Source organism: Streptococcus salivarius, assembly GCF_000785515.1.
GTDB lineage: Bacteria > Bacillota > Bacilli > Lactobacillales > Streptococcaceae > Streptococcus > Streptococcus salivarius.
In genome coordinates, this window is the sequence record NZ_CP009913.1 from 1,619,113 (window position 1) to 1,643,772 (window position 24,660).

The 24,660-nt window shown below is 42.8% G+C and carries 23 protein-coding genes and 2 tRNA genes; 3 read left to right on the plus strand and 22 right to left on the minus strand.

Translation table 11 applies throughout. The features are described from left to right. Positions 1 to 32 precede the first annotated feature (32 nt). The 20 genes from SSAL8618_RS07325 to SSAL8618_RS07420 form a co-directional block, all read right to left on the minus strand. Positions 33 to 2,447 carry a DNA translocase FtsK gene (locus SSAL8618_RS07325; RefSeq protein WP_038676483.1) on the minus strand — a complete coding sequence of 805 codons (2,415 nt, stop codon included), beginning with the start codon at positions 2,445 to 2,447 and terminating at the stop codon, positions 33 to 35. Between the two features lie 82 nt (positions 2,448 to 2,529). Next, positions 2,530 to 3,528, minus strand: a complete 999-nt coding sequence (locus tag SSAL8618_RS07330; protein WP_002886866.1) for an NAD(P)/FAD-dependent oxidoreductase — start codon at positions 3,526 to 3,528, stop codon at positions 2,530 to 2,532. A 1-nt stretch (position 3,529) separates the two neighbouring features. Then, a complete protein-coding gene (trmD, locus tag SSAL8618_RS07335) occupies positions 3,530 to 4,249 on the minus strand; it encodes a tRNA (guanosine(37)-N1)-methyltransferase TrmD (RefSeq protein ID WP_002886864.1) in 720 nt (239 codons plus the stop codon). After that, positions 4,239 to 4,757: a ribosome maturation factor RimM gene (rimM, locus tag SSAL8618_RS07340; RefSeq protein ID WP_002884411.1), complete on the minus strand. Its 519-nt coding sequence runs from the start codon at positions 4,755 to 4,757 to the stop codon at positions 4,239 to 4,241. The genes trmD and rimM overlap by 11 nt, the downstream gene beginning before the upstream one ends. A 220-nt stretch (positions 4,758 to 4,977) precedes the next feature. Next, positions 4,978 to 5,049, minus strand: a tRNA-Glu gene (locus tag SSAL8618_RS07345). Between the two features lie 29 nt (positions 5,050 to 5,078). Then, positions 5,079 to 5,150, minus strand: a tRNA-Gln gene (locus tag SSAL8618_RS07350). A 302-nt stretch (positions 5,151 to 5,452) separates the two neighbouring features. Next, on the minus strand, positions 5,453 to 6,097 hold the full coding sequence (locus tag SSAL8618_RS07355; RefSeq protein WP_022496266.1) for a response regulator transcription factor: 645 nt from the start codon (positions 6,095 to 6,097) through the stop codon (positions 5,453 to 5,455). After that, positions 6,087 to 7,097 (minus strand): envelope stress sensor histidine kinase LiaS, encoded by a 1,011-nt coding sequence (locus SSAL8618_RS07360; RefSeq protein WP_038676486.1) that lies wholly within the window; start codon positions 7,095 to 7,097, stop codon positions 6,087 to 6,089. The genes SSAL8618_RS07355 and SSAL8618_RS07360 overlap by 11 nt, the downstream gene beginning before the upstream one ends. Continuing rightward, positions 7,094 to 7,792 (minus strand): cell wall-active antibiotics response protein LiaF, encoded by a 699-nt coding sequence (liaF, locus tag SSAL8618_RS07365; protein WP_038676488.1) that lies wholly within the window; start codon positions 7,790 to 7,792, stop codon positions 7,094 to 7,096. The genes SSAL8618_RS07360 and liaF overlap by 4 nt, the downstream gene beginning before the upstream one ends. A gap of 163 nt (positions 7,793 to 7,955) precedes the next feature. Next, positions 7,956 to 8,714, minus strand: a complete 759-nt coding sequence (locus tag SSAL8618_RS07370) for a potassium channel family protein (protein WP_038676489.1) — start codon at positions 8,712 to 8,714, stop codon at positions 7,956 to 7,958. 147 nt (positions 8,715 to 8,861) lie between these two features. Beyond that, complete coding sequence (gene pknB, locus SSAL8618_RS07375; RefSeq protein ID WP_038676492.1) at positions 8,862 to 10,736, minus strand: Stk1 family PASTA domain-containing Ser/Thr kinase; 1,875 nt, start codon at positions 10,734 to 10,736, stop codon at positions 8,862 to 8,864. Beyond that, positions 10,736 to 11,473 carry a Stp1/IreP family PP2C-type Ser/Thr phosphatase gene (locus SSAL8618_RS07380; protein WP_038677041.1) on the minus strand — a complete coding sequence of 246 codons (738 nt, stop codon included), beginning with the start codon at positions 11,471 to 11,473 and terminating at the stop codon, positions 10,736 to 10,738. The genes pknB and SSAL8618_RS07380 overlap by 1 nt, the downstream gene beginning before the upstream one ends. 43 nt (positions 11,474 to 11,516) lie before the next feature. Next, a complete protein-coding gene (gene rsmB, locus SSAL8618_RS07385; protein WP_038677043.1) occupies positions 11,517 to 12,839 on the minus strand; it encodes a 16S rRNA (cytosine(967)-C(5))-methyltransferase RsmB in 1,323 nt (440 codons plus the stop codon). After that, positions 12,829 to 13,764: a methionyl-tRNA formyltransferase gene (gene fmt, locus SSAL8618_RS07390; RefSeq protein ID WP_038676494.1), complete on the minus strand. Its 936-nt coding sequence runs from the start codon at positions 13,762 to 13,764 to the stop codon at positions 12,829 to 12,831. Before fmt ends, rsmB begins: the two co-directional genes overlap by 11 nt. A gap of 17 nt (positions 13,765 to 13,781) precedes the next feature. Beyond that, the gene (locus SSAL8618_RS07395) at positions 13,782 to 16,178 is read right to left on the minus strand and encodes a primosomal protein N' (RefSeq protein WP_038676496.1); all 2,397 of its coding nucleotides are present in this window, start codon (positions 16,176 to 16,178) and stop codon (positions 13,782 to 13,784) included. 142 nt (positions 16,179 to 16,320) lie between these two features. Continuing rightward, positions 16,321 to 16,635, minus strand: coding sequence for a DNA-directed RNA polymerase subunit omega (gene rpoZ / locus SSAL8618_RS07400; RefSeq protein ID WP_002886855.1), 315 nt, complete (start codon positions 16,633 to 16,635; stop codon positions 16,321 to 16,323). A gap of 21 nt (positions 16,636 to 16,656) precedes the next feature. Next, a complete protein-coding gene (gene gmk / locus SSAL8618_RS07405; protein WP_002884259.1) occupies positions 16,657 to 17,286 on the minus strand; it encodes a guanylate kinase in 630 nt (209 codons plus the stop codon). Between the two features lie 235 nt (positions 17,287 to 17,521). Beyond that, positions 17,522 to 18,919 (minus strand): signal recognition particle-docking protein FtsY, encoded by a 1,398-nt coding sequence (gene ftsY / locus SSAL8618_RS07410; protein WP_002884696.1) that lies wholly within the window; start codon positions 18,917 to 18,919, stop codon positions 17,522 to 17,524. Between the two features lie 10 nt (positions 18,920 to 18,929). Beyond that, complete coding sequence (locus SSAL8618_RS07415; protein ID WP_038676498.1) at positions 18,930 to 19,748, minus strand: Cof-type HAD-IIB family hydrolase; 819 nt, start codon at positions 19,746 to 19,748, stop codon at positions 18,930 to 18,932. Further along, complete coding sequence (locus SSAL8618_RS07420) at positions 19,741 to 20,535, minus strand: HAD family hydrolase (protein ID WP_038676501.1); 795 nt, start codon at positions 20,533 to 20,535, stop codon at positions 19,741 to 19,743. The genes SSAL8618_RS07415 and SSAL8618_RS07420 overlap by 8 nt, the downstream gene beginning before the upstream one ends. Positions 20,536 to 20,716: 181 nt before the next feature. Between SSAL8618_RS07420 and SSAL8618_RS07425 the strand changes: the two genes are divergently transcribed. Genes SSAL8618_RS07425 through SSAL8618_RS07435 form a run of 3 tightly spaced genes read left to right on the plus strand, consistent with a single transcriptional unit; the run spans position 20,717 to position 22,594 of the window. After that, positions 20,717 to 21,094 (plus strand): GntR family transcriptional regulator, encoded by a 378-nt coding sequence (locus SSAL8618_RS07425; RefSeq protein ID WP_022496273.1) that lies wholly within the window; start codon positions 20,717 to 20,719, stop codon positions 21,092 to 21,094. Between the two features lie 4 nt (positions 21,095 to 21,098). Continuing rightward, entirely contained in the window at positions 21,099 to 21,797 is a 699-nt protein-coding gene (locus SSAL8618_RS07430) for an ABC transporter ATP-binding protein (RefSeq protein WP_038676503.1), read from the plus strand. Positions 21,798 to 21,808: 11 nt separating this feature from the next. Next, positions 21,809 to 22,594: a hypothetical protein gene (locus SSAL8618_RS07435; RefSeq protein WP_021143813.1), complete on the plus strand. Its 786-nt coding sequence runs from the start codon at positions 21,809 to 21,811 to the stop codon at positions 22,592 to 22,594. A 50-nt stretch (positions 22,595 to 22,644) separates the two neighbouring features. Here the strand turns inward: SSAL8618_RS07435 and SSAL8618_RS07440 are convergent, their stop codons facing one another. Together SSAL8618_RS07440 and SSAL8618_RS07445 are read right to left on the minus strand one after the other, a co-directional pair. Then, the gene (locus tag SSAL8618_RS07440; RefSeq protein ID WP_038676505.1) at positions 22,645 to 23,574 is read right to left on the minus strand and encodes an ATP-binding cassette domain-containing protein; all 930 of its coding nucleotides are present in this window, start codon (positions 23,572 to 23,574) and stop codon (positions 22,645 to 22,647) included. Beyond that, positions 23,567 to 24,652, minus strand: a complete 1,086-nt coding sequence (locus tag SSAL8618_RS07445) for an ABC transporter ATP-binding protein (protein WP_038676507.1) — start codon at positions 24,650 to 24,652, stop codon at positions 23,567 to 23,569. The genes SSAL8618_RS07440 and SSAL8618_RS07445 overlap by 8 nt, the downstream gene beginning before the upstream one ends. Between the last annotated feature and the right edge of the window lie 8 nt (positions 24,653 to 24,660).

Sequence of the window (24,660 nt, forward strand, 5' to 3'; positions counted from 1 at the left end):
TAAAAACCAAGCTTGAGACTCTTTCCAGTTCATTATTCTTGAGTCATCAAAACCTTACGTGGTTTGGTACCTTCAGCTGGTCCGATAACGCCTGCTTCTTCCAACTCTTCCATCAAACGAGTGGCACGGTTGAAACCAACTGACAGACGACGTTGAATCATGGAAGCACTTGCTTTTTGTGTTTCAAGGACCAAAGCCTTGGCCTCTTCAAAGAGTGGGTCACCTTCTGAGCTACCACCATTGGCAGAGGAACCTCCACCAAAATCATTTTCAGAAACTTCTCCAGGATCAAAGCTCTCATCATAGTCAGCTGAAGCCTGATCCTTGATAAAGGTCACAATACGTTCTACGTCATCATCAGAGATGAAGGAACCTTGTAGACGAACAGGGTGGTTCTCATCAATCGGTTTGAAAAGCATATCCCCACGTCCGAGTAGCTTTTCTGCCCCATTTTCATCTAAAATGGTACGACTATCTGTTCCCGAAGACACCGCAAAGGCCACACGAGATGGCACATTGGCCTTAATCAAACCAGAGATAACATCAACCGACGGACGTTGAGTGGCGAGAATCATGTGAATTCCCGCAGCACGCGCTTTTTGCCCCAAACGAATAATAGCATCTTCCACTTCCTTACTAGCTACCATCATCAAGTCAGCCAACTCATCAACGATAACCACAATTAAAGGCAAGGGAATCTGTTTTTCTTGCGACTGGGCATTCCAGTCTTCAACCTTGGCATTGTAGCCAGCAATGTTACGCACGCCAAACTTACTAAAGAGTTCGTAACGATTTTCCATCTCATCTACCACTTTTTGAAGAGCCTTGGCAGCCTTACGTGGGTTAGTCACAACAGGGATAAGGAGATGAGGAATATCATTGTAAACCGAAAGTTCAACCATCTTCGGATCGACCATGAGGAACTTCACCTGGTCAGGACGAGCCTTCATAAGAATACTAGAGATAATACCGTTTACCGCAACCGATTTACCAGAACCTGTTGATCCGGCCACCAGCAAGTGAGGCATCCGACCCAAATCAAAGCTACGAGCCGAACCATCAACTGCCTTACCGAGAGGAACTTCCAAGAGCTTATTAGGGTCCGTCTTGGACTGTTCCCATAGTTCTCGGAAAGAAACCGTCGCAATCTCTGAGTTAGGCACTTCGATACCAACCAAAGATTTTCCAGGAATAGGTGCCTCAATACGGACATCTTTCGCAGCTAGAGCCAGAGCTAAGTCATCAGCTAAATTTGAAATGCGATTGACACGGACCCCAACAGCAGGCTTGACCTCGTACTTGGTCACTGACGGCCCAATTTCAGCCCGCTCAACCTTAACGTCAATATTGAAACTCTTGAAGGTATCTTCTAAGATTCGAATATTCTTACGAACGATGTTCTTCTCTTTAGATTGACTCTTAGGCTTATCAGGTGCAAAGAGATCTATTTGAGGTAATTTATACTGCAGGAGTTCCTTAGGCGTGAAATCGACCTCAACTGGTGCGTCATCTCCCTCAACCACCATAGATGGGGGAAACTCCTCGCTTGGCACATCCTCTGGATAAGGTCCATAATCTTCTTGGAAATCCTCATAATCCTCTGGAGGCAGATTATCATAGTAGTCCTCAGAGGCATAATCACTGATTTCAGGTTCAGGTGCAAAAATCTCAGTTTCTTGTGGCAAGGCCTCTGCGACATCATCTAAGATTTCTCCCGTCTCCTCGTCGACAGTCAAATCAGCCAGACGCTCGGCTTCGGCACGTTCTTTTGCTTCACGTTCTTTCTGAGCCTGACGTTCTGCCTTCTTCTCCTGACGCTGAGCCGTCCGTTCCAAACGCTTCTCAGCCCCTTTTTGCCAAGCTTCCTTAGCATACTCCATGATATCCAAGACATCCCAAGGGCTAAGAATGAAAGCCCCTAAGAGAATAATCAATACCCCAATCATGAAGCTACCAATATTTGAAAAGAGGAAGGAAATCGGTTGGTACAGAAGAGCCCCCAACATACCACCACCCGCAAAACGAGCGACTTGCACACTCACAAGTTCCCCAAAAAGCAAGTCCTTGGTACCAGGGAAAATATCCAGACCGTTCATACGATCTAGACTAAAGAGATAGGCGTGAAACTCCAACAAGAGCCCCGCGAAGACCATCCAAAATCCTGTGACATAGTTACTGTGTTTACGTAACCATTTAAAGCCAAAGAGATAAACATAGATAGCAAATATTAAAGGGTAAGCCATACTCCCCACAAATACTCGAAAGATATTATAGAGGGTAACCCCAAAGAAACCCAATCGAAAGACTGGGAAAATTAAGACAAAGGCAAAAAAGAAGGTCCATAGCATTCGCTTAATCGCCTTCTGTCTGTCTAATTCTGCTTTTGTAAGACGCTTCTTACCGTTCTTAGAAGCCGCCCCTTTTTTCGTTTTTTTCGTTGTAGCCATAGGTGTATTATACCACGTTTTTAGACATGAAAAAAGAGAGACAAGTCTCTCCTTGGTTTGAAGACAAAGTCTTCTTTTGACATTATTCTTCAATTAACGATGTTGAGTGAACCGGACGATTCTTACCATCTGGATCAATATATTGAATAGCTTGGTTGATAGCGATAGGGGCTTCACCCATTCCCACAGCAATCAAGTCAATCTTACCTTCATATTCTGCTGCATCACCAATAGCATAAACACCCTCTTGTGAAGTTTCAAACTGAGCATTAACAGTAACGCTAGAGCGTTTGAAGTCAACATTCCAGTTACGAAGGTTTTTATTATTGGTTGAGAAGCCAAAGCTAACAATAAGGGCATCAAGCGGCAATTCCACAACTTCATCTGACTTCACTTTTTGAACAGTCAAACTTTGGGCAAGACCATTTTCACCCTTGATTTCAAGTGGCACATAAGGCGTCATTACATTAACTGACGATTGATGAAGAAGCTCTACACTATGCTCATGAGCACGAAAGGCATCACGGCGGTGAATCAAAGTCACGCTCTCAGCAATACCATCCAAGTGATTGGCCCAGTCAACAGCTGAATCCCCACCACCAGCAATCACAACTTTCTTGCCAGCAAACTGGTCCAGGCTATGCACATTATAGAACAAGTTATTATCCGCATAATCTTCTTCATTGTCCACACCTAAAGGACGTGGGGCGAAGGCACCATTTCCACAGGCAATGACGATAGCCTTAGACAAGTGTTGGCCCTTACTAGTAGTAATTGTGAAGATACCATCGGTCTTTTCAAAGGTTTGAACTTCCTCTTTCAAATGAATGCTGACACGGTCTTCAAAACGCTTAAGCTGAGTCAAGAGGTTTTCTGTCAATTCCGCACCTGTTGTTTGAGGAAAGGCAGGAATATCATAGATTTTCTTCTCAGGGTAGAGGATGGCAGGCTGTCCACCAAGTTCTGACAGACTCTCAATAATATTAACAGTCATGCCACGTAGTCCAGCATAAAAGGCAGCCCAAAGTCCTACTGGTCCACCACCAATAATGGTAATATCATAAATCTTTTCTTCTGACATTTTATTTTCCTTCTGCTTTTATCTCTTCTAAAATCTGACGTTCTTCATCCGTAAAATCATAGTTTTCCAAAAGATCTGGTCGACGCTCCCAGGTCTTACGCAAACTCTGCTCCATACGCCAACGTCGAATATTGACATGGTGACCTGACAAGAGCACATCTGGCACCTTCATGCCACGAAACTCAGCTGGGCGAGTATATTGTGGAAATTCCAAAAGCCCTGATGAGAAACTATCATCCTTATGACTAGCTTCCTTACCCAAAACCTCAGGAATTAAGCGGACAGTAGCATCTACAATAGTCATAGCAGCTAGCTCTCCCCCAGTCAAGACAAAGTCTCCCAAGGAAATCTCGTCTGTCACCAAAGTTTTGATGCGCTCATCATAGCCCTCATAATGGCCACAAATAAAGACCAATTCCTCTTCTTGCGCCAATTCTTCTGCATAGGCCTGATCAAAGGTACGACCAGCAGGATCTAAGAGAATAACGCGAGGCTTAGTGACATTTAGCTTGTCAAAGGTATCAAAAATTGGCTGGGCACGAAGCAACATGCCTTGTCCGCCACCGTAAGGTTCGTCATCTACATGACGAGCCTTCTCCGCATTTTCACGGAAATTGTGATAGTTGATTTCTAGAAGCCCCTTATCCTTTGCCTTACCGACAATGGAATGCTCTAAGGGAGCAAACATATCTGGAAATAGGGTCAAGATATCAATCTTCATCGTCCAATCCTTCCATGAGCTCAACCTCAATACGACCAGCTGCAACATCAACATCAAGAACTACAGGTGGGATATATGGCAAGAGCAAATCTTTCTTGCCTTTACGTTTTACTACCCAAACATCATTAGCACCCGGTTGGAGAATCTCTTTGACCTGACCAATCAAAGTATCACCTTCATAAACATCAAGGCCTATGATCTCATGGTAGTAAAATTCCCCGTCATCAAGGTCTGTTAGATTTTCCTCAGCAATCTTAAGGCTACAACCTTTATACTTCTCTACATCATTGATATGGTAAAGTCCTTTAAACTTAACGATATCAAAGTTTTTATGCTTACGGTGACTAGCAATTTCGACATCCATGATGTAATTATCTTTGTCATCAAAAAGGGCTAGGACACTCTTCTTCTTAAAACGCTCATCCGCAAAATCTGTTACAGACAAAACACGAAGTTCACCCTGCAAGCCCTGTGTATTTACAATCTTTCCAACGTTATAGTATGTCATTGCATTTCCTTATTATCTGTTTACTTCTTCAAATAAAACCACGACTCGACCAAGGGCTTATCATCATCTGACAGCCATCACAAAACAAAGTTTTTTCTTCGGGTCGAGGTCTCGTTATTTATGATTTTAAAGTGGTATAAAATGTCTGACCTAGGCCAGTCAACCCCTCTATTTTATCAAAAAGGACACAAAAAAACCAGCTTTCTCTAGCTGGTACTTATAGTCCGTACGGGATTCGAACCCGTGTTACCGCCGTGAAAAGGCGGTGTCTTAACCCCTTGACCAACGGACCATAATCTGTGTCTCTACCCTCAGGTAGAACTGGGGTAGCTGGATTCGAACCAACGCATGAGGGAGTCAAAGTCCCTTGCCTTACCGCTTGGCTATACCCCAAAAGACTCTTATTATTCTACAGAAAAACTAGTAGGCTGTCAACACTTTTTTTAAACTTTTTTCAAAAAAAGCAACCGGAAATACCGATTGCTAGGAGTTAGGAGATTTCATCATCTAAGCGAACTTAGATAGATGATATGAGGTCGCTTCAACCTCATATGAAAAAAGAAAAGTTTTAGGATGGTTTAATTATATGTTTTGCTAGAAATAAAGTCAAAGAATTTGACTCACAAAATCCGACTTAGGGGTAAGAGTTATGATAACCCTCTCTAGCCCCTAGATAACAAGCTTAGTTGATAGCTTTATTCATCATCCTGCGAAACCAAATGATGTCTAAAGGCATAAACAACAGCCTGAGTACGGTCATCAACATTGAGTTTTCCAAGGATATTAGACACGTGAGTTTTAACGGTTTTCAACGAAATAAATAGCTCATTAGCAATGGTTTGATTGTCATACCCCTTAGCCAAAAGGGCCAAGATATCACGTTCACGTGCCGTCAAGTCATCGTGTAAGTCCGGATGACTATCATGGTATTTAATCTTATTGTCCACCTCAGTTTCGATAGCTTCTTCACCACGGTAAACCTTACGGATACTATTGAGAATCTCTGCCGCACTACTAGTTTTAAGCATATAGCCTTTAGCACCAGCTTCAATGACTGGGTAAATTTTTTCATTGTCCAAATAGCTAGTCAAAACCAAAATCTTGGCTTCCGGCCATTCTTTGAGCAATTCCAAAGTCGCTTGAACACCATCTAATTCAGGCATGACAAGATCCATAACGACGACATCCGGACGCAGTTCCAAGGCAAGATCGACACCCTCTCGACCATTCCCTGCCTCTCCAACTACTTCTATATCTCCTTGGAGATTCAAGAAACTCTTAAGGCCCAAACGGACCATCTCATGGTCATCGACCAAAATCACATTAATCTTATTCGACATTGTCTTCTCCTCTTAATATCGGCACACGGACATCAATAGACGTCCCCTTACCTTTAGCAGATAGGAACTGCACAGTTCCTGCCATTTCATCGACACGCTCTTGGATATTTTTCAGGCCATAACTCATCTCGTCAGTCGAAGCATTTAAGTCATAACCAACACCATTATCCAACATTTTCAATTGAATTTCCTGACTATTTTGATAGAGGTAAACCTCTATCTGGCTAGCCTTGGCGTGTTTAAGGGTATTAGAGATAAACTCTTGGGCAATCCTAAAGAGATTATTTTCAATACGCTTGGGCACTTTCTTAACCATATCCTTGTAGACGACATGGATATTGGATTTATCGGTTAATTCCTTAAGAATCATCTGCAAACCTTCTTGCAAGGTCTTGTTCTCAAGCTCTGTCGGACGAAGATGCAAAAGCAAAACACGCATATCATTTTGAGCGTCCGTCAGCATGGCCTCAACCGCCTGGATCTGATTATGCAAATCTTCCGTACTTAGCTGGTCCGCCATCTGAGATACACCAGATAGGATCATACTAGCCGCAAAAAGCTCCTGACTAACGGTATCGTGAAGGTCACGAGCAATACGACCTCTCTCCTTCTTGATAATATCACGACTTTGTAGAGCTTGGGCATTCTCAGTTTTCTGCAAGTCCTTAGTCAATTTACGCATCTTATGAGACAGGCGCATCATATTCTTGTCTAACTCAATATCTCCCTGACGTTTGACTGGTTGATTATTGATAATGCGGCGCAAATCCTGATTGACTGAACGCATACTGTTATCATTGGCAATTGCCCAGAGAATATAAAGCAAAATGAGCAAACTCAGAACCACAAAAACCATGTTAAAAAGGAAGTGGAAGGCCTGAGACAGATTGCCGAAAACCAGTGAAAAGTTGAGGTTAAAGCTATCCATCACTACAAGGGTAACACCAACCAAAACTACAACCGAATAAATCAGGATTAAAAATAGGTACTGTTTCTTCATTTGCGACGTACCTCCACTGGTCCAGCTCCCACATTGAGAATCAATTTAACCGTCCGATGGGCATGCTCATACTCTGCCCCCTGCAAGGTCAAGCTTTCATAACGGAGATCGTATTCATCTTCATTAAAGAAGGTGACAGAGCTATAGATTGCCGATATGTTGAGTTTAACGGAAACATCAATTGGTACCAAGATAGTCGTCGGTCCATAGAGTTTCTGCAAAATCACGACATTATCTCGCCCCGAGATGATAACCTGGGTCAAATCAATCACATCTGTCCCAAAGAAACGGATGATATTGATATCATCAAAGTCATAACGATCACTGACAGGTTCCATTCGAGTCCCAATCCACTGGTTTCGCACAGCCTGAGGATCCAAGTCGTCTTCCTTGAATTGAATGAGAGCGTAACGATTCTTTTTCTTGACCTGTGAAAAATGGTTAATCATGACATAGGCTACCCCCACTAAGATGGCAAGCACCACATAGATATTCCACATGGAAACCAGAAAGAGTGAAATCAAACAGATGGTCAAGACAAAGTCACTCTTGGACTCCTTGTTAAAGAAGCGAACCGCCAACAAGGTCAAGACCAGTATGAAAATGAAACTGGTAATATCATTATTAAAGATGGTAATCAAGCCCAGAGTCAAAAGCAGGGCTTCCACCACTAAGAAAAAATTAAATTTGGTCATAAGGACCTCTCAAATAAAAGTATACAGGCTTCATTCTATCAAATTTTAAGGCAATTGACAAAAGGACCTAGTTCGAGAGTTGGCTAGCTATGACAGATAAGTGTGAGTAGAAAATAAAAAAGTGCCTCCATTACAGGAAGCACTATCTTTCTTTCAAAAAATCTTATTCGTCAGTTTTATCCATTTTGCTATTCATGAGTTGGACCGTCGTTCTGATTTCCTCCAGAATGACACGTTGCTCAGCCAGTTCCTTCTCAATCTCAGCTAATTTCCGTTCAGTCTGACGACCTGACCGCACAAAAATATTATTGAGTGAGCTGGTTAATAACCCTAGGGTGGCAATCCCACTAAACATCAGAACGACCGCAACGGCCTTACCTACCAATGTTCGAGGAACGATATCACCATAACCTACCGTAGTAACCGTTGCTACAGACCACCAAATAGCATCTATAAAATTATGGTGCTCTACTCGGGCAATAATAGCACTACTGATAAGGATGATAATGCTATTAACCGAAAGCAGAAAATAAAAGCCATTTCTGCGATTAATGCGATTGGAAATGTGCTTGAGCTTACTACTCAAACCAATTAAGCGAGAGAGTTTGGCCAAACGAGCAAAGCGTCCCACCCTTGAAAAACGGAGGAAGGTAAAGACTTCATTGTAGGGAATAATAGCCAACAAGTCTAATACATGCGTTTTAACAAAAATTCGCTTACGAGGTGCCAAGGAGAAACGAATCGCATAATCAATGGCAAAGATGAGCGTTATAGACTGATCTATCACTCTGAAAGGTCGCCTTCCAATTGAAATTAATCCAACCAAATCAAAGATAACCAAGCCAATGGAAATCAGGGCCAGGACCGTCATGACGATATCGTAGGTAATGATGTACCTTCTCAGTTTTCTACGGTTTCTCATAGCGTCTCTCCTATATGTGATGTCTTCATTATAAAAAAATCTCTGACCCCTGGCAAGCAGGCTTTTTAAGCTATCGACAAGAAGTCTAGATAACAAAAAAGAGAGATGAAATAACCTCTCTTTTTTTGTTATCTTAGTTATTTAAAACTACTGTAGCTCTGTGTGAGTAGCCTCTGTCGAGGTTTCAGTGCTTGAAGTTGTACTGTCAGTACTTGAGCTCGTCGATGACGAATGTGTCGTACTGCTTGAGCTTGACTGTAGACTTGAACTTGCTGTTGCAACTGAAACATAGAGAATCACTGTACCATCAACACTTGTACCAGCTTGTGGATCTTGATAAAGGACCTCTGTACTGCTAGGAACCTTATCCTTGTCTAACTTGGCACCAGTATTATAGTCATGATACTCGATACTACTACTTGAGATACTCTTACGATTCAAGGTTTGAACCGCTGTTGAAACCGTCAAACCAGTCACATCAGGCATGGTAACTGTCTTAGGAGTTGCCACACGGAACTTAATCTTGGCCTTACTATCCTTAGGATTGAAAGACTTGTTTTTCCCTGGACTTTGAGATAGGATTTCTCCCTCTTCAGCACTGTCGTCTTCGACATGCTGAATATCAATTTGGTCCTCAGAAACGCCATAATTCGAAGTTAAGTCCTCAATGGCATCTTTGTAGTTTTTACCTTTGTAGTCTTTCAACGCAAAACCTTTACTACCAGAAGAAACATAGACATCAATGCTTGATCCCTCTTTTCGTGTGGTTCCAGCTGTAGGATCAGTCTTGATGACCTTTCCTGTATCGACAGAGTCATCTTCCACTTCCTTAACTTCTCCTACCTTAAATCCAGCACCCTCAATGTTAGTCTGAGCTGCGGACAACTCTTGACCGACCACATTAGGCACCTGGACATTATCAGGATTGGTAAATACCAAATAGGCAAAGATGATAATACCAATAAAGACAAGTCCTAGGAAAACCTTGAGCAAGGTTGAGAAAAAGTTTTTCTTCTTTTTCTTCTTAGCTGGTGTCGTTTTTTTCCTTGGTTGTTTACTTGGAGCAGGTGTAGGCTCTGATGGCTCAGCAGCAACGGCTTTTTTCTCAAGACTTGCAGATGGAACTGGATCAACCTTTGGCAAGGTCTTGGTATCCGTCATATCATCAAAGACTACCTTGGCATCGCGTCGATGACTAGGATGCAAACTCGTTACCAAGTCACGGCTCATTTCCAAAGTACTATTATAACGATTCTCTAGTTTTTTGGCTGTTGCTCGAATAACCACGTTTTCCAAGGCTTGGGGAACATTACGGTTCTCTGCCAAAATAGATGGGAGTGGCTTTTGGAAATGTTGGAGTGCAATGGTTACTGCACTGTCACCATCATAAGGAATATGACCTGTCAACATTTCAAAAAGCATAATACCCATAGCATAGATGTCGCTTTGGATAGTTGCTTTCGATCCACGAGCCTGCTCTGGTGAGAGGTAGTGGACAGAACCCAACATAGAGTTAGTTTGAGTTAGACTAGTCTCTGCAAAGGCAACCGCAATTCCGAAGTCTGTGACCTTGGCTGTACCGTCCTTAGTTAAAAGAACGTTTTGTGGCTTAAGGTCACGGTGGATAATGCCCTTTTGGTGGGCAAGAGTCATGGCGGAAAGAACCTCCCCCATGATACGCACAACATCTTGGTTAGAAAGTGGCGCATGGTCTTGAATATATTTCTTCAAGTCCGAACCATCCACATACTCCATCACCAAAAACTGCTGGCCGTCTTCTTCGCCAATATCTCGGATAGCAACGATATTAGGATGACTGAGTTCTGCCATGGCACGCGCTTCACGCTGGAAACGCGCCACAGCCACCTGATCCGTTTGGTAATTGGTACGTAGCACCTTAATAGCTACTCTTTCATTATCCAGAATCAGGTCGTTAGCCAGATAAACATCCGCCATACCACCACGCCCGATAGACTTAAGGATTCGATAACGTCCAGCAAACAATTTGCCAACTTGGATCATTATCCTTCCTCACTTTCTATTTTGATGAGAGCAACGGTAATATTATCATGACCACCAGCCTCATTGGCTGCAGCTACCAAACGACTCGTTTTTTCTTCGACGAAACCAGGGCTGTTGACAATATGAACAATTTGTTCGACTGAAATCATATTGGTCAAACCATCTGAATTGGCCAAAATATAGTCTCCTGGTTCCAATTGTTGGACACCAAGGTCAGCCTCAATCGGAGCAGCTTGCCCAATAGATTGCGTAATGATATTACGTTGTGGGTGAACCGCTGCTTCTTCTTCAGTCAACTGACCAGCCCTGATAAGAGCATTGACCAAAGAGTGGTCATTCGTCAATTGCTTATACTCACCATTACGGATAAGGGCAATACGTGAATCCCCAACATGGGCGAAAATCACAGCATTATCAACAAAGGCAAGAACCTCGATAGTTGTTCCCATTCCCTTATATTCTTCGTTTTGGCCAAGTTCATAGATTTTACGATTTTCTGCATCAATAGCAGCAATCATCCAATCACGAATTTGACTCAACTCACGAAAATCAGTGTTAATCCAGTCACGACCAAGGTCAGTTACTGACATCTCACTGGCAATATTTCCAGCACGGTGTCCACCCATTCCGTCTGCAACAACGACAAGGGTAACACCAGCTTGGTTGACAAATTTATTAACAAAATCTTGGTTGTTTGACCGTTTTTGGCCAATGTCCGTTAATAATGATATTTCCATAGTTTTCTTTCTGACTTGCGTCAGCATTTCCTCCTCTGTAACCCTAAGCTTTTTTACGCAACTGTGCGATGAAAAAACCATCAGTTAGATACTGTTCGGGGGTAATTGCCAAACAGCCATTGACCACGATGTCTTTACATGGATGGTCTAAGGCAACTTGCTCAAAATCAGGATGGCTCTCAAGAAAGGCTTGAATCACCTCTTGATTTTCTTCTGCTATGATGGTGCAAGTACTATATGTTATTATACCACCTTTTCGTAGGGTTTGACAAACGCTGGATAGGATATCCAACTGCACAGCCTTAAGAGACTCAAAGTCTTGGAGGTCCTTGTTATATTTGATATCAGGTTTCCGACGAATGAGCCCAATCCCTGAACAAGGAGCATCCACTAAAATCTTGTCAAAACTATCAGCTGGAAAGACTTGATGTACCTGACTAGCATCCAGTTTCTGTGTCTTAACCTTATCAGCTAGGCCAAGACGTTGGGCATTTTCTTCGATAAGGGCAAGCTTATGATCATAGAGATCAAGCGCCGTCACATGTCCACTCGTCAAATAAGAGGCCATATGAACCGTCTTACCACCAGGTGCCGCACAGGCATCCAGGATTTCTTCTTCACCTTGAATCCCTAAAGTTGGCGCAACCAGTTGACTGGTCTCATCCTGAATGGTCAACAAGCCCTCTTTAAAATAATCTGTTCCAGCAAAGTAACCGGAAGACTTAACAAGCCCGACTGGTGATAGAACTGAACGCTCAGCCCCAGTGGCCTCCTCTATCTCTTCCAAACGTGACGCATCCGTTACACGCACACTAGCCTTATTTCTCACAAAGAGGCTTTGGAAAATAGCAAGGGCACGGTCTTCCCCGTACTGGTCGATAAGTTTTTTAACCAACCATACAGGTAGAGAATACTGAACGGAATAGCGTTTATTGACACGTTTAATCTGGCTTGGATTTGGCAAAGGCTGGCTAGATAGTTTACGAAGAACCGCATTTACCAGCTTCTCAGCACCCTTTTTATTGCCACGATTTTTGGCAATAGCAACAGCATCGTTAACTACTGCATGGGCTGGAATCTTATCTAAATAGGCTAGCTGATAGAGACTTAAGAGCAAGAGGTCATAAACCCAAGGTTCAAGCTTATCACGGTCCTCAATAACATGGGCTAGAATCCACTCCAAAGTAATCTTACGAGCTAAAGTCCCGTAAACAATTTCCGTCACCAAGGCCTTGTCTTTATCTGTTAGCTGCGACTTGCTCAGATGTGCATTGAGAGCAATATTTGAGTAGGCCCCTTCCTGGAAGACTTCTTCTAAGACTTCGAGTGCCTGTCCACGAGCTGTTTTTTTCCAATCATTGGCCAAATGCATCACCTACTTCAAGATTGCGTCCGACCCCATTAAGGAAATCAGCAATAGCCATACGAGGTTTTCCAGCAGGTTGAACTGTCTTAAGCGAAATAGCTCCTTGGCCAGTCGCAACTACCAAACTCTTCTTGGTTTTTTCAATAATATGACCAGCCTGTCCTTGACCTTCTGCCAAATTCGCTTCATAAATTTTGAAACGTTTGCCATCAAGCAAGGTATGGGCCACAGGCCATGGGTACATACCACGGATTTGATTGAAGATGTCACGAGCCGGCTTATTCCAATCAAGGCGCTCCTCTTCTGGGCTAATATTTGGCGAAAATGTTACCTGACTGGCATCTTGAGGAACAGGTTTGATTTCCCCAGCGATATAGGCAGGCAAGGTTTCAAGCAAGAGGTCACGCCCCAAGACTGCCAATTTTTCAAACATGGTACCAACATTATCCTCGTCAAGAATTGGCAAGGCCTTTTGGCTAACCATGTCACCAGCATCCATTTCCTTGACCATTTCCATAATCGTCACACCCGCTTCTGCATCACCATTGATAATGGCATAATGGATAGGTGCTCCACCACGGTATTTTGGCAGGAGTGAAGCGTGGACATTCACAGCAAAATCCATGCTATCAAGCAACTTACTTGGCAAGAATTGTCCATAAGCCGCAGTAACAATACCATCAGCACCAAGTGACATAAGTTGTGCCATTTCTTCAGATCCTGACAACTTTTCAGGTTGATAAATTGGCAAGTCATGCGCCAAGGCAACTTCCTTGACCGGTGTCATACGAATTTCTTTTTTACGGCCGACAGCGCGGTCTGGTTGCGTTACCACAGCGACAATATCATAACGCTCATCGGTCAAAAGTCCTTCCAGCACTGTCGCTGAAAAGGCAGGCGTTCCCATAAATACTAATTTTGTCATATTCTTCCTTTTCTAGATTAGGTAAAATTCTGAGGTTCGTGATCAATAATCAAACGCAGGTCCTTGTTCTCAGGCTCCTGGGTCATGTCAAGGACCCTATTAAGCGTTTCTTCCAAGTTATCCTCAAAACGGTATTTGATAATAATCTGATAGTGATAAAGGTTATGTGTTCGGGCAATTGGCTTAGGCGTAGGCCCTAGGAAGGTCACCTTGTCTGACAGGTGCTCTCTTAAATAAGCCATAACCTCATAGCTCTTGCGAACTACAAACTCTTCATCCTTGTGAGAAAGCGTAATTCCTACCGTATAGAAATAAGGGGGATAGGCCAACTGACGTCGAATCCCCATTTCATAGGCGTAGAAACCTTCATAATCCTGTTGCTGTGCAAACCGAATGGCATAATGACTAGGATTATAGGTTTGAATAATAACTTCCCCTTCCTTGTCAGCACGACCAGCACGACCAGCCACCTGAGTCAAGAGTTGGAAGGTACGCTCAGCTGAACGAAAATCTGGTAAATTTAGCGACGTATCTGCATTCAAGACCCCTACCAAGGTAACATTTGGAAAATCCAAGCCCTTGGCAATCATCTGAGTTCCAAGCAAAATGTCAGCCTTACCACTTCCAAAGGCCTCCAAGAGTTTCTCGTGAGCCCCTTTCTTGCGTGTCGTATCAACATCCATACGAATCACTTTGGCTTCTGGCAAAAGTTCCGTCAATTGGTCATAAGCCTTCTGTGTCCCAGTCCCATAATAGCGAATCTGACGGCTCTGACAGTTAGGGCAGACATGTGGTATTGCTTTTTGAAAATCACAATAGTGGCAATTCATGGTCTTGGTATCCATATGCAAGGTTAGGGAAATATCACAGTTGGGACAATCATCCACATAGCCACAGTCACGACACATGACAAAAGAGGAATAGCCACGACGGTTCAACATTAGCACGACTTGTTCCTTACGTCCCAAGCGTTCTCGGATTTTCTCTAAGAGAGGTGGCGTAAAATCACTAGCCTCTTGACGGCCCACAAAATCCTTAAAGTCCACCACTTCCACCTGAGGAATTTTGGCATTAGGATTAGCCCTCTGAGTCAACTCAAGAAAATGGTAAACCCCTTTCTGAGCTCTCGCCCGAGTCTCAATAGACGGTGTTGCTGAACCAAGAACAAGCACGGCTCCATGACTCTTAGCCCTAAGCAAGGCCACATCTCTAGCATGGTAGCGAGGATTGGATTCTTGTTTATAAGTAGCCTCATGTTCCTCATCGATAATGATAGCTCCGATATTGTCCAAGGGAGCAAAGATCGCCGAACGTGCTCCTACCACAACCTTGGCCTGGCCTGACCTAACCTTTCGCCACTCGTCAAATTTCTCACCGTCTGACAAGCCTGAATGCATGATGGCCACCAAGTCACCAAACCGTGAAATGAAACGATTGGTCATTTGGGGCGTCAGGGAAATCTCTGGTACCAAGACAATAGCCGTTTTCCCCATAGCCAAGGTCCTCTCGATAAGATGCAGATAGACCTCTGTCTTACCTGATCCCGTTACCCCTTCCAATAAGAATGGTTTGCCGCCTTGTCCAATTTGGCGCGTCATTTCTTCAACAGCATGTGCCTGTTGAGCATTAAGCTCAAGAAAATCCGTCTTCTCTACCTTTTCAAAGTAGCTATCGGCACGATTGACCTCAACTTCAGTGATGACCAAGGCACCAGCTTCGATGAAAAACTTAACCACATCTCGTGAAAAAAGTTTGTGGAGGTCTGCCACCTTCCCTGGCTCACTCTTCTCGAGCAAGAAGTCTCGCATCTCCAAACGCCTCTTAGCCCGCTGCGAAATAGCCAAAGTCTCAAGAATGCCCTTTTGAACACTATAGTGCTTCTCAGTCTTAATGTTCTGCTTATCCTTAGCAAGGTAATCAACCGTTACACGCCCAGACTGGACCAGACGAGGAATGGCTTGACGCTGCTCCTCTGACAACTGCGAGAAAAGAACATGATCCTGCCCCTGAAGAAAAGTCTGTTTATCTTCTTCACCTAGTTTATCAGTCGCCATGATAACCTTATCGTACTGAGAATTAAGGAGACCAGGTAGCATTGACTTCAAGATGGAAATCTTATAGGAAAAGACCGTATGTCGCATCTGATCAGCCAAGTCCAGTTGATCCTGATTAAGGACTGGCTCATAATCTAAAAGCTCAGCAATAGGTTTTAATTCAGGAAAGTCTCTTAAATCCTCCTGCTCCTCGAAGCCAATAACAAAGCCTTGCAATAGACGATTTCCTTTACCAAAAGGCACATGCACTCGCATACCAATGGCAATTTGACCTTGCATGGCTTCAGGGATAAGGTAACTATAAGGTCTGTCCGTCTGCATCAGAGGAACGTCTACAATAATTTGTGCTACTAAAACCATAAATTTCCTCCTGTCACTTCCTTAAGACCAGTATCTTTAAAGCTCAAGAAAAGCTGAGCTCTTGATTATCATCATAAAGAAGGAAGCTGAGACACTATGCCTCAGCTCCCCTCTCCTCATAAACCAAAGCTTGACTTTGATTTTAGATTTTATCGCCTTCTTCTTTTTCTTTAGCGATTTGTTCTTTGATTTTACGTTCTTCTTCCTCAGCAGCAAGTCGTGCTTGAATCACTTTCAAACGTGCCAATTCACGTTTAGATTCTGGATCTGGGTGAATAGTCACATTACCAGATTCAATTTCTTCAAGGGCTTGAAGGGTTGGTTTTACTGACGTAAACTCTTGAGTTGGTTCAGCACCAGCAGCCAATTCATGGGCACGTTTGGCTTGCAAAATAACCAATGAATATTTTGAAGGCACTTTATCCAAAAGTTTGTCAATAGAGGGTTTCAACATCATAATTCTATACCTATTTCTAATTTATTTATCTGATAATTTCTTTTCTGAAATCATATTACGATAGCGGCCAATCACACGGTCAACACGGAAGTGTTCTGCTTCAATAACACGTTTGACACGTTCAGCAGCCAGAGGCACTTCGTCATTAACAATGGCATAATCGTATTCGCTCATGAGAGCAATTTCTTCACGCGCACGCTCGATTCGTTGAGCAATAACTTCCTCAGAATCTGTTCCACGACCAACCAAACGTTCTTGAAGCTCGTTCAAATCTGGTGGCGTCAAAAAGATGAAGACAGCATCTGGAACCTTTTTCTTAACCTGAAGGGCCCCTTGAACTTCGATTTCAAGGAAAACATCAATACCTTTATCCAAGGTTTCATTGACATAAGTCAAAGGTGTTCCGTAGTAGTTACCTACATACTCAGCATATTCCAACATTTGACCATTACGAATAAGCTCTTCAAATTCCTCACGTGAACGGAAGAAATAATCCTTCCCATCAACTTCACCAGGACGCTGGGCACGTGTGGTCATTGACACTGAGTATTCAAATTTATGGTCAGGTGTTGAAAAAATCTCCTGACGAACAGTTCCTTTTCCGACACCAGAAGGCCCTGAAAAAACAATCAAAAGTCCACGTTCAGACATGTCTTCTCCTTAAACTAAGATTAAAAATCTTCTTATGACTCACCTTAAAAAAAGAGAAAGCAATCATCTCTTTTTTAAGGCTTAGGGGTTGTTCAGTGATTAAGTTACAGCTCACTTTTCAAAGCATGCGTTTTTCCTTACTATTTTACCAATAAAAGTGACTTTTTTCAAGGTGAGGACACCATTAAAAAGAGTGAATCCCTTTTCCCAGTACTCACTCTTTTTAAACACTCTTTTAAACCAAACCAGTCAAGAGACCTTGCATGAATTCTTCTGAATGGAACTCACCAATATCATCAATTTTCTCACCAAAACCAATTAACTTCACTGGAATATCCAACTCTTGGCGAATGGCTAGAACCACACCACCCTTGGCACTACCGTCCAACTTAGTCAAGACAAGGCCTGTAAGAGGTGTGATTTTTGAAAATTCCTTAGCCTGACTAAGGGCATTTTGACCTGTTGATGCATCCAAGGCCAAGAGGGTTTCATGAGGTGCTTCTGGAACCACACGTTTGATAATACGACCAATCTTTTCAAGCTCTGCCATAAGGTTGTCTTTATTTTGCAAACGACCCGCAGTATCAATCATAAGGACATCAACTCCTTCAGCAAGAGCCTTTTCCATACCGTCAAAGACCACTGAAGCTGGGTCAGCCTTCTCAGCACCAGTCACTACTGGCACATCAACACGACGTCCCCACTCAACCAACTGAGCGACAGCTCCCGCACGGAAGGTATCAGCAGCTACCAACATAACTTTTTTGCCTTCTTGTTTGTATTTATGCGCCAACTTACCGATAGACGTTGTCTTACCAACCCCGTTGACACCAACGAAAAGCATGACTGTCAAACCATCTTGGAAATTAATCTGCTCCTTGTAGACATCATCCTTCTCGTAGATGTCCACAAGTTTTTCGATAATCAAGCGTTGCAAATCTTCAGTCTTTTTGACATTTTCAAGGCGGGCTTCATAGCGCAAGTCTTCCGTTAATTGCGTTGCAACATTAACCCCAACATCGGAAAGAATCAGCATTTCTTCCAATTCTTCGAAGAACTCCTCATCAACTCGACGGAAATTCGCAAAGAATTCATTCAAGCGGGCAGCAAACCCTGTACGTGTCTTCTTAAGGGTACGATTATATTTCTCTTGTTCTGTTTCAGTTTTTGAGGCCTGAACTTCTTCAGGTTTTTCCTCAACTTTACGGGTTTGAACAGCCTCAAAAGTAACCGTTTCACCTTTTTCTGCAGCAGCAGCTACCTGAGCCTTTTTAGCATAGTAATCAGCCATGACATCTGCGAAGTGGTTATCCACAGCGACTTGGCTTTCTTCTGACTCTGATACGCCCTCTGCTTCACTTGACGCCTGATTATCAACAGATAGGTCCTCATCAGACGCTACTTCACTTTCTTCTGTCACTGTAGATTCGCTTTCTTCAACAGATTCTGTAGACGAAATCTCTTCTACTTGAGTCACTGACTCACTGAGCTGTTCTGCTTGCCTTTCACTTGTTCCTTCACTTGTTGACAAGTCTTGATTATCAAGAGCCTCAGTTTCTGAAATTTCCTGATTTGCTACAGTTTCCTGTGACTGGTTTTCCTCTTGTCCAAATAATCGATCAAATAGACCCATTTGGTTCTCCTTATTTCTCTAGAATATATTTGTGGATGGCCTCAGCCACTCCAGATTCCTCATTAGTTTTTGTCGTTACTGCCTTGGCAACAGCCTTGACCTTGGGAACAGCATTCGCCATAGCCACACCAAGACCAGCCCACTCCAGCATTGTCAAGTCGTTTTCCTCGTCTCCCATAGCCATGACCTGACTTTTATCCAGAGCAAGATAATCAGTCAAGAGTCTCAAACCTACAGCTTTATGAACACCCTTGGGCATAACCTCTAGGATAATTTCACGAGACTTAAAGACCTCAAACGCTTGGTATAGATGGTCAGGTAGTTTTTCAATTTGGGCATCCAAAAACGCTTCCTCACAGACCGTAACTACTTTATTATAGACGATATCTTGCGGAATGTCATCAATGCTATCCACATCAACAAAAGTCAAAGTAGGATTAGCCTGACGATAGAGCGAATGATTCCCTTTACTAGGCACCCCATAGACAATGCCATCACTAAGAACATCCATAGGGAGCCCTAGAGGTTCGAAGACAGCATAAATCTGCTTTAAATCTTCTCGACTCATCTCTTTCTTTATGAGAATATCCCCATTATTACGCTGAACCAAGCCACCATTGAAGGTCACACTATAGTGCTTATCATCCAACAAACCCAAATCTTCCAAGATATGAGTAATAGCTGGCAGAGGACGACCAGTCGTAATGACCACATGAACTCCCTTAGCTTCTGCCGCCTTCAGAGCAGCTCTATTTTCAGCTGTTACTTGCTTATCCTTAGTAAAGAGCGTCCCATCCAAATCCAAGGCCAACAATTTAATCTCAGACATCTGAACCTACCAAACCTTCCATGAAGTCAAAGACTGCACCATCTTTATGGTGACCAATAACTTCGTCAGCTACTGCCTTAATCTCATCGCGGGCATTTTCCGTAGCAACCGCATGCCCAGCAAAGGTCAACATCTCCATATCATTGAGATTATCACCAAAGGCTACAACATCTGAAGCTTGACGCCCCAACTCTTGACAAAGATGGTAAAGACCAAAGCCCTTGTCCACACCTTTAAGGATAATATCCATAGAATCAAAGCCAGTTGTCACAGCTGTCATATCCTCAAAAATCGTGTTGAGGTAGTCACCACGTTCCATAATGGTATCCCCTTGGAACTTAGCAGTTACCTTGAAAATGTCATCTGTAACCGCTTCAAGGTTCGTTACCATAACATTTTCATAGTAACGTTCCATGGCCTTAAGATAGGCTGGTTCTGCATCGTTTGGAGCATAGGCACCACGACGTCCCGACAAGAGAATTCCCTCACAAGTTGGCAAGGCTAAAGTCGTGTCTGCAATTTCTAAATAATCTTTAGGTTCTAGCTTGGACTCAAATAGGACTTCACCCTTGTACTGAACCAAGGCCCCATTCTCCGCAATAATAGCAATGCGGTCCACAAAACCATCAAAAAGCTCCTCCAAGGCCAAGAGAGCTCGGCCAGAAGCTACTGTAAAAACGTAATCTTTAGCTTCACACGCATCCAAAAGGTTTTCCAAACGTGCCTTATCATAGGCACCAAGATGGTCTAGAAAGGTACCATCCATATCTGTTGCTAAAATTTTCAAAATAATCTCCCTTCAGGTCGAATATACTTGCCCCTATTGTACCAAAAATAGGAATATAAGTTTGGGAAAAGCCAAAGAAATTAGAGAAAATATGGCATTTTACTTGCAAATTCAGTATTTTAGTTGTATTATTATGGTAGTACAAAAATAACGCTATTATACTTTTAGAAAGGAGTCTCTTATGGCTTGGACATTTGATGAAAAATCGCCAATTTATCTCCAAATCGCCTATCGCGTCAAACTGAAGATAGCTTCCAAGGAATTGAGTATGGGACAACAACTCCTACCCGTTAGAGAATTTGCTCAGGAAGCTGGGGTCAATCCTAACACTGTACAAAGAGCCTTCCAAGAACTTGAAAAAGAGGGGTTGGTCTACTCTGCCCGTACCTCTGGTCGCTTTGTTACCGAAGATGAAAAACTAATTGATCAAAAACGACACGAGATTGCCCAAAGTCTCATGAAAAACTTTGTCACTGAGATGACAGCCATTGGTTTTAGCTCACCTGAAATCAAATCTATCATCACTGACTACATTGAACAAACAGGAAAGGACTTGTAGACCGATGACTGATATTGTAACTCTAACAAATCTCACCAAGACCTATAATGGTATTCCAGCCCTTAGAGATGTGACCATGTCCATCCCTTCTGGTAAAATCATTGGTCTCTTAGGACCAAACGGTAGTGGTAAAACAACCCTAATCAAAATTTTGAACGGCCTCCTTCAACCGACTTCAGGTTTAGTGACCATTAATGGATTTCAGCCGTCACCTATCACTAAGGCGCAAGTGGCTTATTTGCCTGACACAACCTATTTAGATGAAAGTAAGACAATACAGTACTACTTGGATTTCTTCCAAGATTTTTACGCTGACTTCCGCTATTCTCTTGCCTTGCAACTCTTGCAGGATTTAATGCTCCAGCCTGATTTGCGCCTTAAAGACCTCTCAAAAGGTAACAAAGAAAAAGTTCAGTTGATTTTGGTTATGAGTCGTGAAGCTAAACTCTATCTCCTCGATGAACCTATCGGTGGAGTCGATCCTGCGTCACGTGACTACATTCTTAAAACCATCATCAACCAATACTCTGAAGATGCTTCTGTTATCATTTCAACCCATTTGATTGCAGATATTGAATCCGTCCTAGATGAAGTTGTCTTCTTAAAATACGGTCAGATTGAACTTCAGGGTGATGCTGATAATATCCGTCAAGCCCATGGCAAATCTATCGACAAACTCTTTAGAGAGATGTTCCACAACTAGGAGGTATGAGCATGTTTTGGAAATTAGTTAAGTATGAATTACAATCGGTCCGTAAATGGTATCTTGGCATCTATGGTATTGCCATCCTACTCTCTATCCCCTTGGGTTTAATGCTTCGAAAATCTATTTTTGTAACTGAACAGAGCCACCAAGAACCTAGTCTACTCTTCTTTGCTTTCTTCACACTGATGGTTTTTGCTACCATTATCGTATGGGGAACCATTTATATAGCGACAATAGTCCTCATTGTCAGACGCTTTGCAAAGACTGTCTTTGGGAGAGAAGGTTATCTAACCAATACGCTCCCAGTTTCTGCTCACCAATTAATCTTGTCTAAACTCTTGGTAGCCTTTATTTTAGATATCATTTCATCACTCGTTATACTCCTTTCGATTGGAATTATAGCTGCTTTCTGCCTTGATATGAAAGATATCCTACTAGCTACCAGCTACTTTGGCCAGATCCTAAAAGAGATAGGCGCTTTCTACCTCTTCATCCCTTCTACAATCTTGTCAATGATTGCTGGTATCCTTTTCTATTACCTCTGTATTAGTATCGGAAATCTCTTCAACACTAACAAAGTTCTTATGGGATTTGTCGCCTTTTTCGCCATTCAGGCTATCCTATTCTTTATTGGTTTCTTCTTTGGACTCGGTGCAGCCTTGACCGGAGATGCAACATATACTGCAATTAATAACTCGTCATATATCATTAGTCTAGTTCAGTCTCTCATTCTCATCGCAGCAAGTTACTTTGGTACCTACTATATCATGACCAAACGCTTAAATTTAGACTAAAGAAAAACCGTGTTCCACAAGGAACACGATTTTTTTTGCATTGAAAAGACTTATTTACTTTGTTCTTTACGATAAGTCTCGATTTCGGCCTTGTTACCCCAAACGAAGTGTCCTGGACGTAATTCAACCATTTCTGGTTTATCAACCGAATAGTCGTGTTGGTTTGGATCATAAACCTTCAAGACTTTCTGACGTTCCAAGATTGGGTCTGGAATAGGAACAGCAGACAAGAGTGACTTGGTGTAAGGGTGGATAGGATTGTTGTAGAGTTCTTCTGTCTCAGCAACTTCCACGATTGTCCCCTTGTAAATAACAGCGATACGGTCAGAAATGAAACGGACCACTGACAAGTCGTGAGCGATAAAGAGGTAGGTCAATCCCAACTCTTTTTGGAATTTCTTAAGCAAGTTCAAAACTTGGGCACGGACTGACACGTCAAGGGCTGAGATTGGTTCGTCAGCGATGACCAAGTCCGGTTGCATGACCAAGGAACGTGCAATCCCAATACGTTGACGTTGTCCCCCAGAAAATTCGTGAGGGTAACGTGTCAAGTGCTCCTCAAGAAGTCCCACTTCTTTGATGATTTTCTTGATTTTAGCTTTACGATCTTCCTCATCCTTATAGAGATGGAAGTTATGCAAGCCCTCAGACAAGATATAATCGACTGTTGCACGTTCATTCAAACTAGCCGCAGGGTCTTGGAAAATCATCTGGATACGACGGATAAGGTCGTTTTTCTCAGAGTGAGACAAGTGTCCATTGATTTTCTTATCGTCAAAAATAATCTCACCATTACTTGTATCATTTAAACCAATAATGGCACGACCGATAGTAGTTTTACCACTACCAGACTCACCAACGAGGGAAAAGGTTTCACCCTTGTTGATGAAAAAATTAGCATTGTGGACAGCAACGAATTTCTTGCTTCCTTCACCGAAGGAAATCTCCACATCTTTTACTTCAACTAACTTCTCAGGCATTGCCTTCCTCCTCATCTCCTAAATGTGCAAATCCCATATTAGCACGGATTTTTTCATGTAGATTTTGGATAACCGCAGGTTTTTCAACTTTTGGTGCATCCTCATGTAAGAGCCAGGTCTTAGCCCAGTGAGTATCTGAAACTTGGAATTGTGGCGCTTTTTCCTCGAAGTCAATCTGCATAGCATAGTCTGAACGCAAAGCAAAGGCATCCCCAACAACCGGTGTATAAAGTGATGGTGGTGTCCCTGGAATTGAGAAAAGCTCACCCTTATCATCGGCCAACTGTGGCAAGCTTGAAAGCAAGCTCCACGTGTATGGGTGACAAGGCTCATAGAAAATTTCCTCAACAGTTGCGTATTCAATGATTTCACCAGCATACATAACAGCAACCTTATCAGCGATACTTGCTACCACACCAAGGTCATGGGTAATGAAAATCACTGAGAAACCGTACTCCTCTTTGAGTGATTTCAAGAGGTCGATGATTTGAGCTTGAATGGTCACATCGAGGGCAGTTGTTGGTTCGTCACAGATAAGGACATCCGGATGACAAGCCAAGGCAATGGCAATAACGATACGTTGACGCATCCCACCAGAGTATTGGAAAGGATACTCATTGAAACGTTTTTCAGCATCAGGAATACCAACCTTGTCCATGTAATCAATGGCCATTTTTTTAGCTTCTTTGGCTGATTTTCCTTGGTGTTTGACAATAACTTCAACAATTTGGCTACCGATAGTCTTAATTGGGTCAAGACTGGTCATAGGATCTTGGAAGATAGTCGCAATCTTAGCCCCACGAATAGATGCCCAATCTTGGTGACTCTTAAGCTTAGTCAAATCTTGACCGCGATAATCAATCGAACCACTAGCGACACGACCATTTTCTTCAAGCATCCCTGTGAAAGTCTTAGTCAAAACTGATTTACCTGAACCAGACTCACCAACCAAGGCTAAAACTTCACCTTCAACCAAATCAAGGGAAACTCCTCGAATGGCTGTCAAAACACGGTCACGAACGGCAAATTCCACGACGATATCGCGAGCCGATAATATTACATTTTTATTTTCTGTCATATTGGACT

Excerpts from the sequence above, each read along its gene's own strand:
- SSAL8618_RS07325 (WP_038676483.1), bottom strand. The coding sequence starts at position 2,447 with ATGGCTACAACGAAAAAAACGAAAAAAGGGGCGGCTTCTAAGAACGGT.
- SSAL8618_RS07330 (WP_002886866.1), bottom strand. The coding sequence starts at position 3,528 with ATGTCAGAAGAAAAGATTTATGATATTACCATTATTGGTGGTGGACCA.
- trmD (WP_002886864.1), bottom strand. The coding sequence starts at position 4,249 with ATGAAGATTGATATCTTGACCCTATTTCCAGATATGTTTGCTCCCTTA.
- rimM (WP_002884411.1), bottom strand. The coding sequence starts at position 4,757 with ATGACATACTATAACGTTGGAAAGATTGTAAATACACAGGGCTTGCAG.
- SSAL8618_RS07355 (WP_022496266.1), bottom strand. The coding sequence starts at position 6,097 with ATGTCGAATAAGATTAATGTGATTTTGGTCGATGACCATGAGATGGTC.
- SSAL8618_RS07360 (WP_038676486.1), bottom strand. The coding sequence starts at position 7,097 with ATGAAGAAACAGTACCTATTTTTAATCCTGATTTATTCGGTTGTAGTT.
- liaF (WP_038676488.1), bottom strand. The coding sequence starts at position 7,792 with ATGACCAAATTTAATTTTTTCTTAGTGGTGGAAGCCCTGCTTTTGACT.
- SSAL8618_RS07370 (WP_038676489.1), bottom strand. The coding sequence starts at position 8,714 with ATGAGAAACCGTAGAAAACTGAGAAGGTACATCATTACCTACGATATC.
- pknB (WP_038676492.1), bottom strand. The coding sequence starts at position 10,736 with ATGATCCAAGTTGGCAAATTGTTTGCTGGACGTTATCGAATCCTTAAG.
- SSAL8618_RS07380 (WP_038677041.1), bottom strand. The coding sequence starts at position 11,473 with ATGGAAATATCATTATTAACGGACATTGGCCAAAAACGGTCAAACAAC.
- fmt (WP_038676494.1), bottom strand. The coding sequence starts at position 13,764 with ATGACAAAATTAGTATTTATGGGAACGCCTGCCTTTTCAGCGACAGTG.
- SSAL8618_RS07395 (WP_038676496.1), bottom strand. The coding sequence starts at position 16,178 with ATGGTTTTAGTAGCACAAATTATTGTAGACGTTCCTCTGATGCAGACG.
- rpoZ (WP_002886855.1), bottom strand. The coding sequence starts at position 16,635 with ATGATGTTGAAACCCTCTATTGACAAACTTTTGGATAAAGTGCCTTCA.
- gmk (WP_002884259.1), bottom strand. The coding sequence starts at position 17,286 with ATGTCTGAACGTGGACTTTTGATTGTTTTTTCAGGGCCTTCTGGTGTC.
- ftsY (WP_002884696.1), bottom strand. The coding sequence starts at position 18,919 with ATGGGTCTATTTGATCGATTATTTGGACAAGAGGAAAACCAGTCACAG.
- SSAL8618_RS07415 (WP_038676498.1), bottom strand. The coding sequence starts at position 19,748 with ATGTCTGAGATTAAATTGTTGGCCTTGGATTTGGATGGGACGCTCTTT.
- SSAL8618_RS07425 (WP_022496273.1), top strand. The coding sequence starts at position 20,717 with ATGGCTTGGACATTTGATGAAAAATCGCCAATTTATCTCCAAATCGCC.
- SSAL8618_RS07430 (WP_038676503.1), top strand. The coding sequence starts at position 21,099 with ATGACTGATATTGTAACTCTAACAAATCTCACCAAGACCTATAATGGT.
- SSAL8618_RS07435 (WP_021143813.1), top strand. The coding sequence starts at position 21,809 with ATGTTTTGGAAATTAGTTAAGTATGAATTACAATCGGTCCGTAAATGG.
- SSAL8618_RS07440 (WP_038676505.1), bottom strand. The coding sequence starts at position 23,574 with ATGCCTGAGAAGTTAGTTGAAGTAAAAGATGTGGAGATTTCCTTCGGT.
- SSAL8618_RS07445 (WP_038676507.1), bottom strand. The coding sequence starts at position 24,652 with ATGACAGAAAATAAAAATGTAATATTATCGGCTCGCGATATCGTCGTG.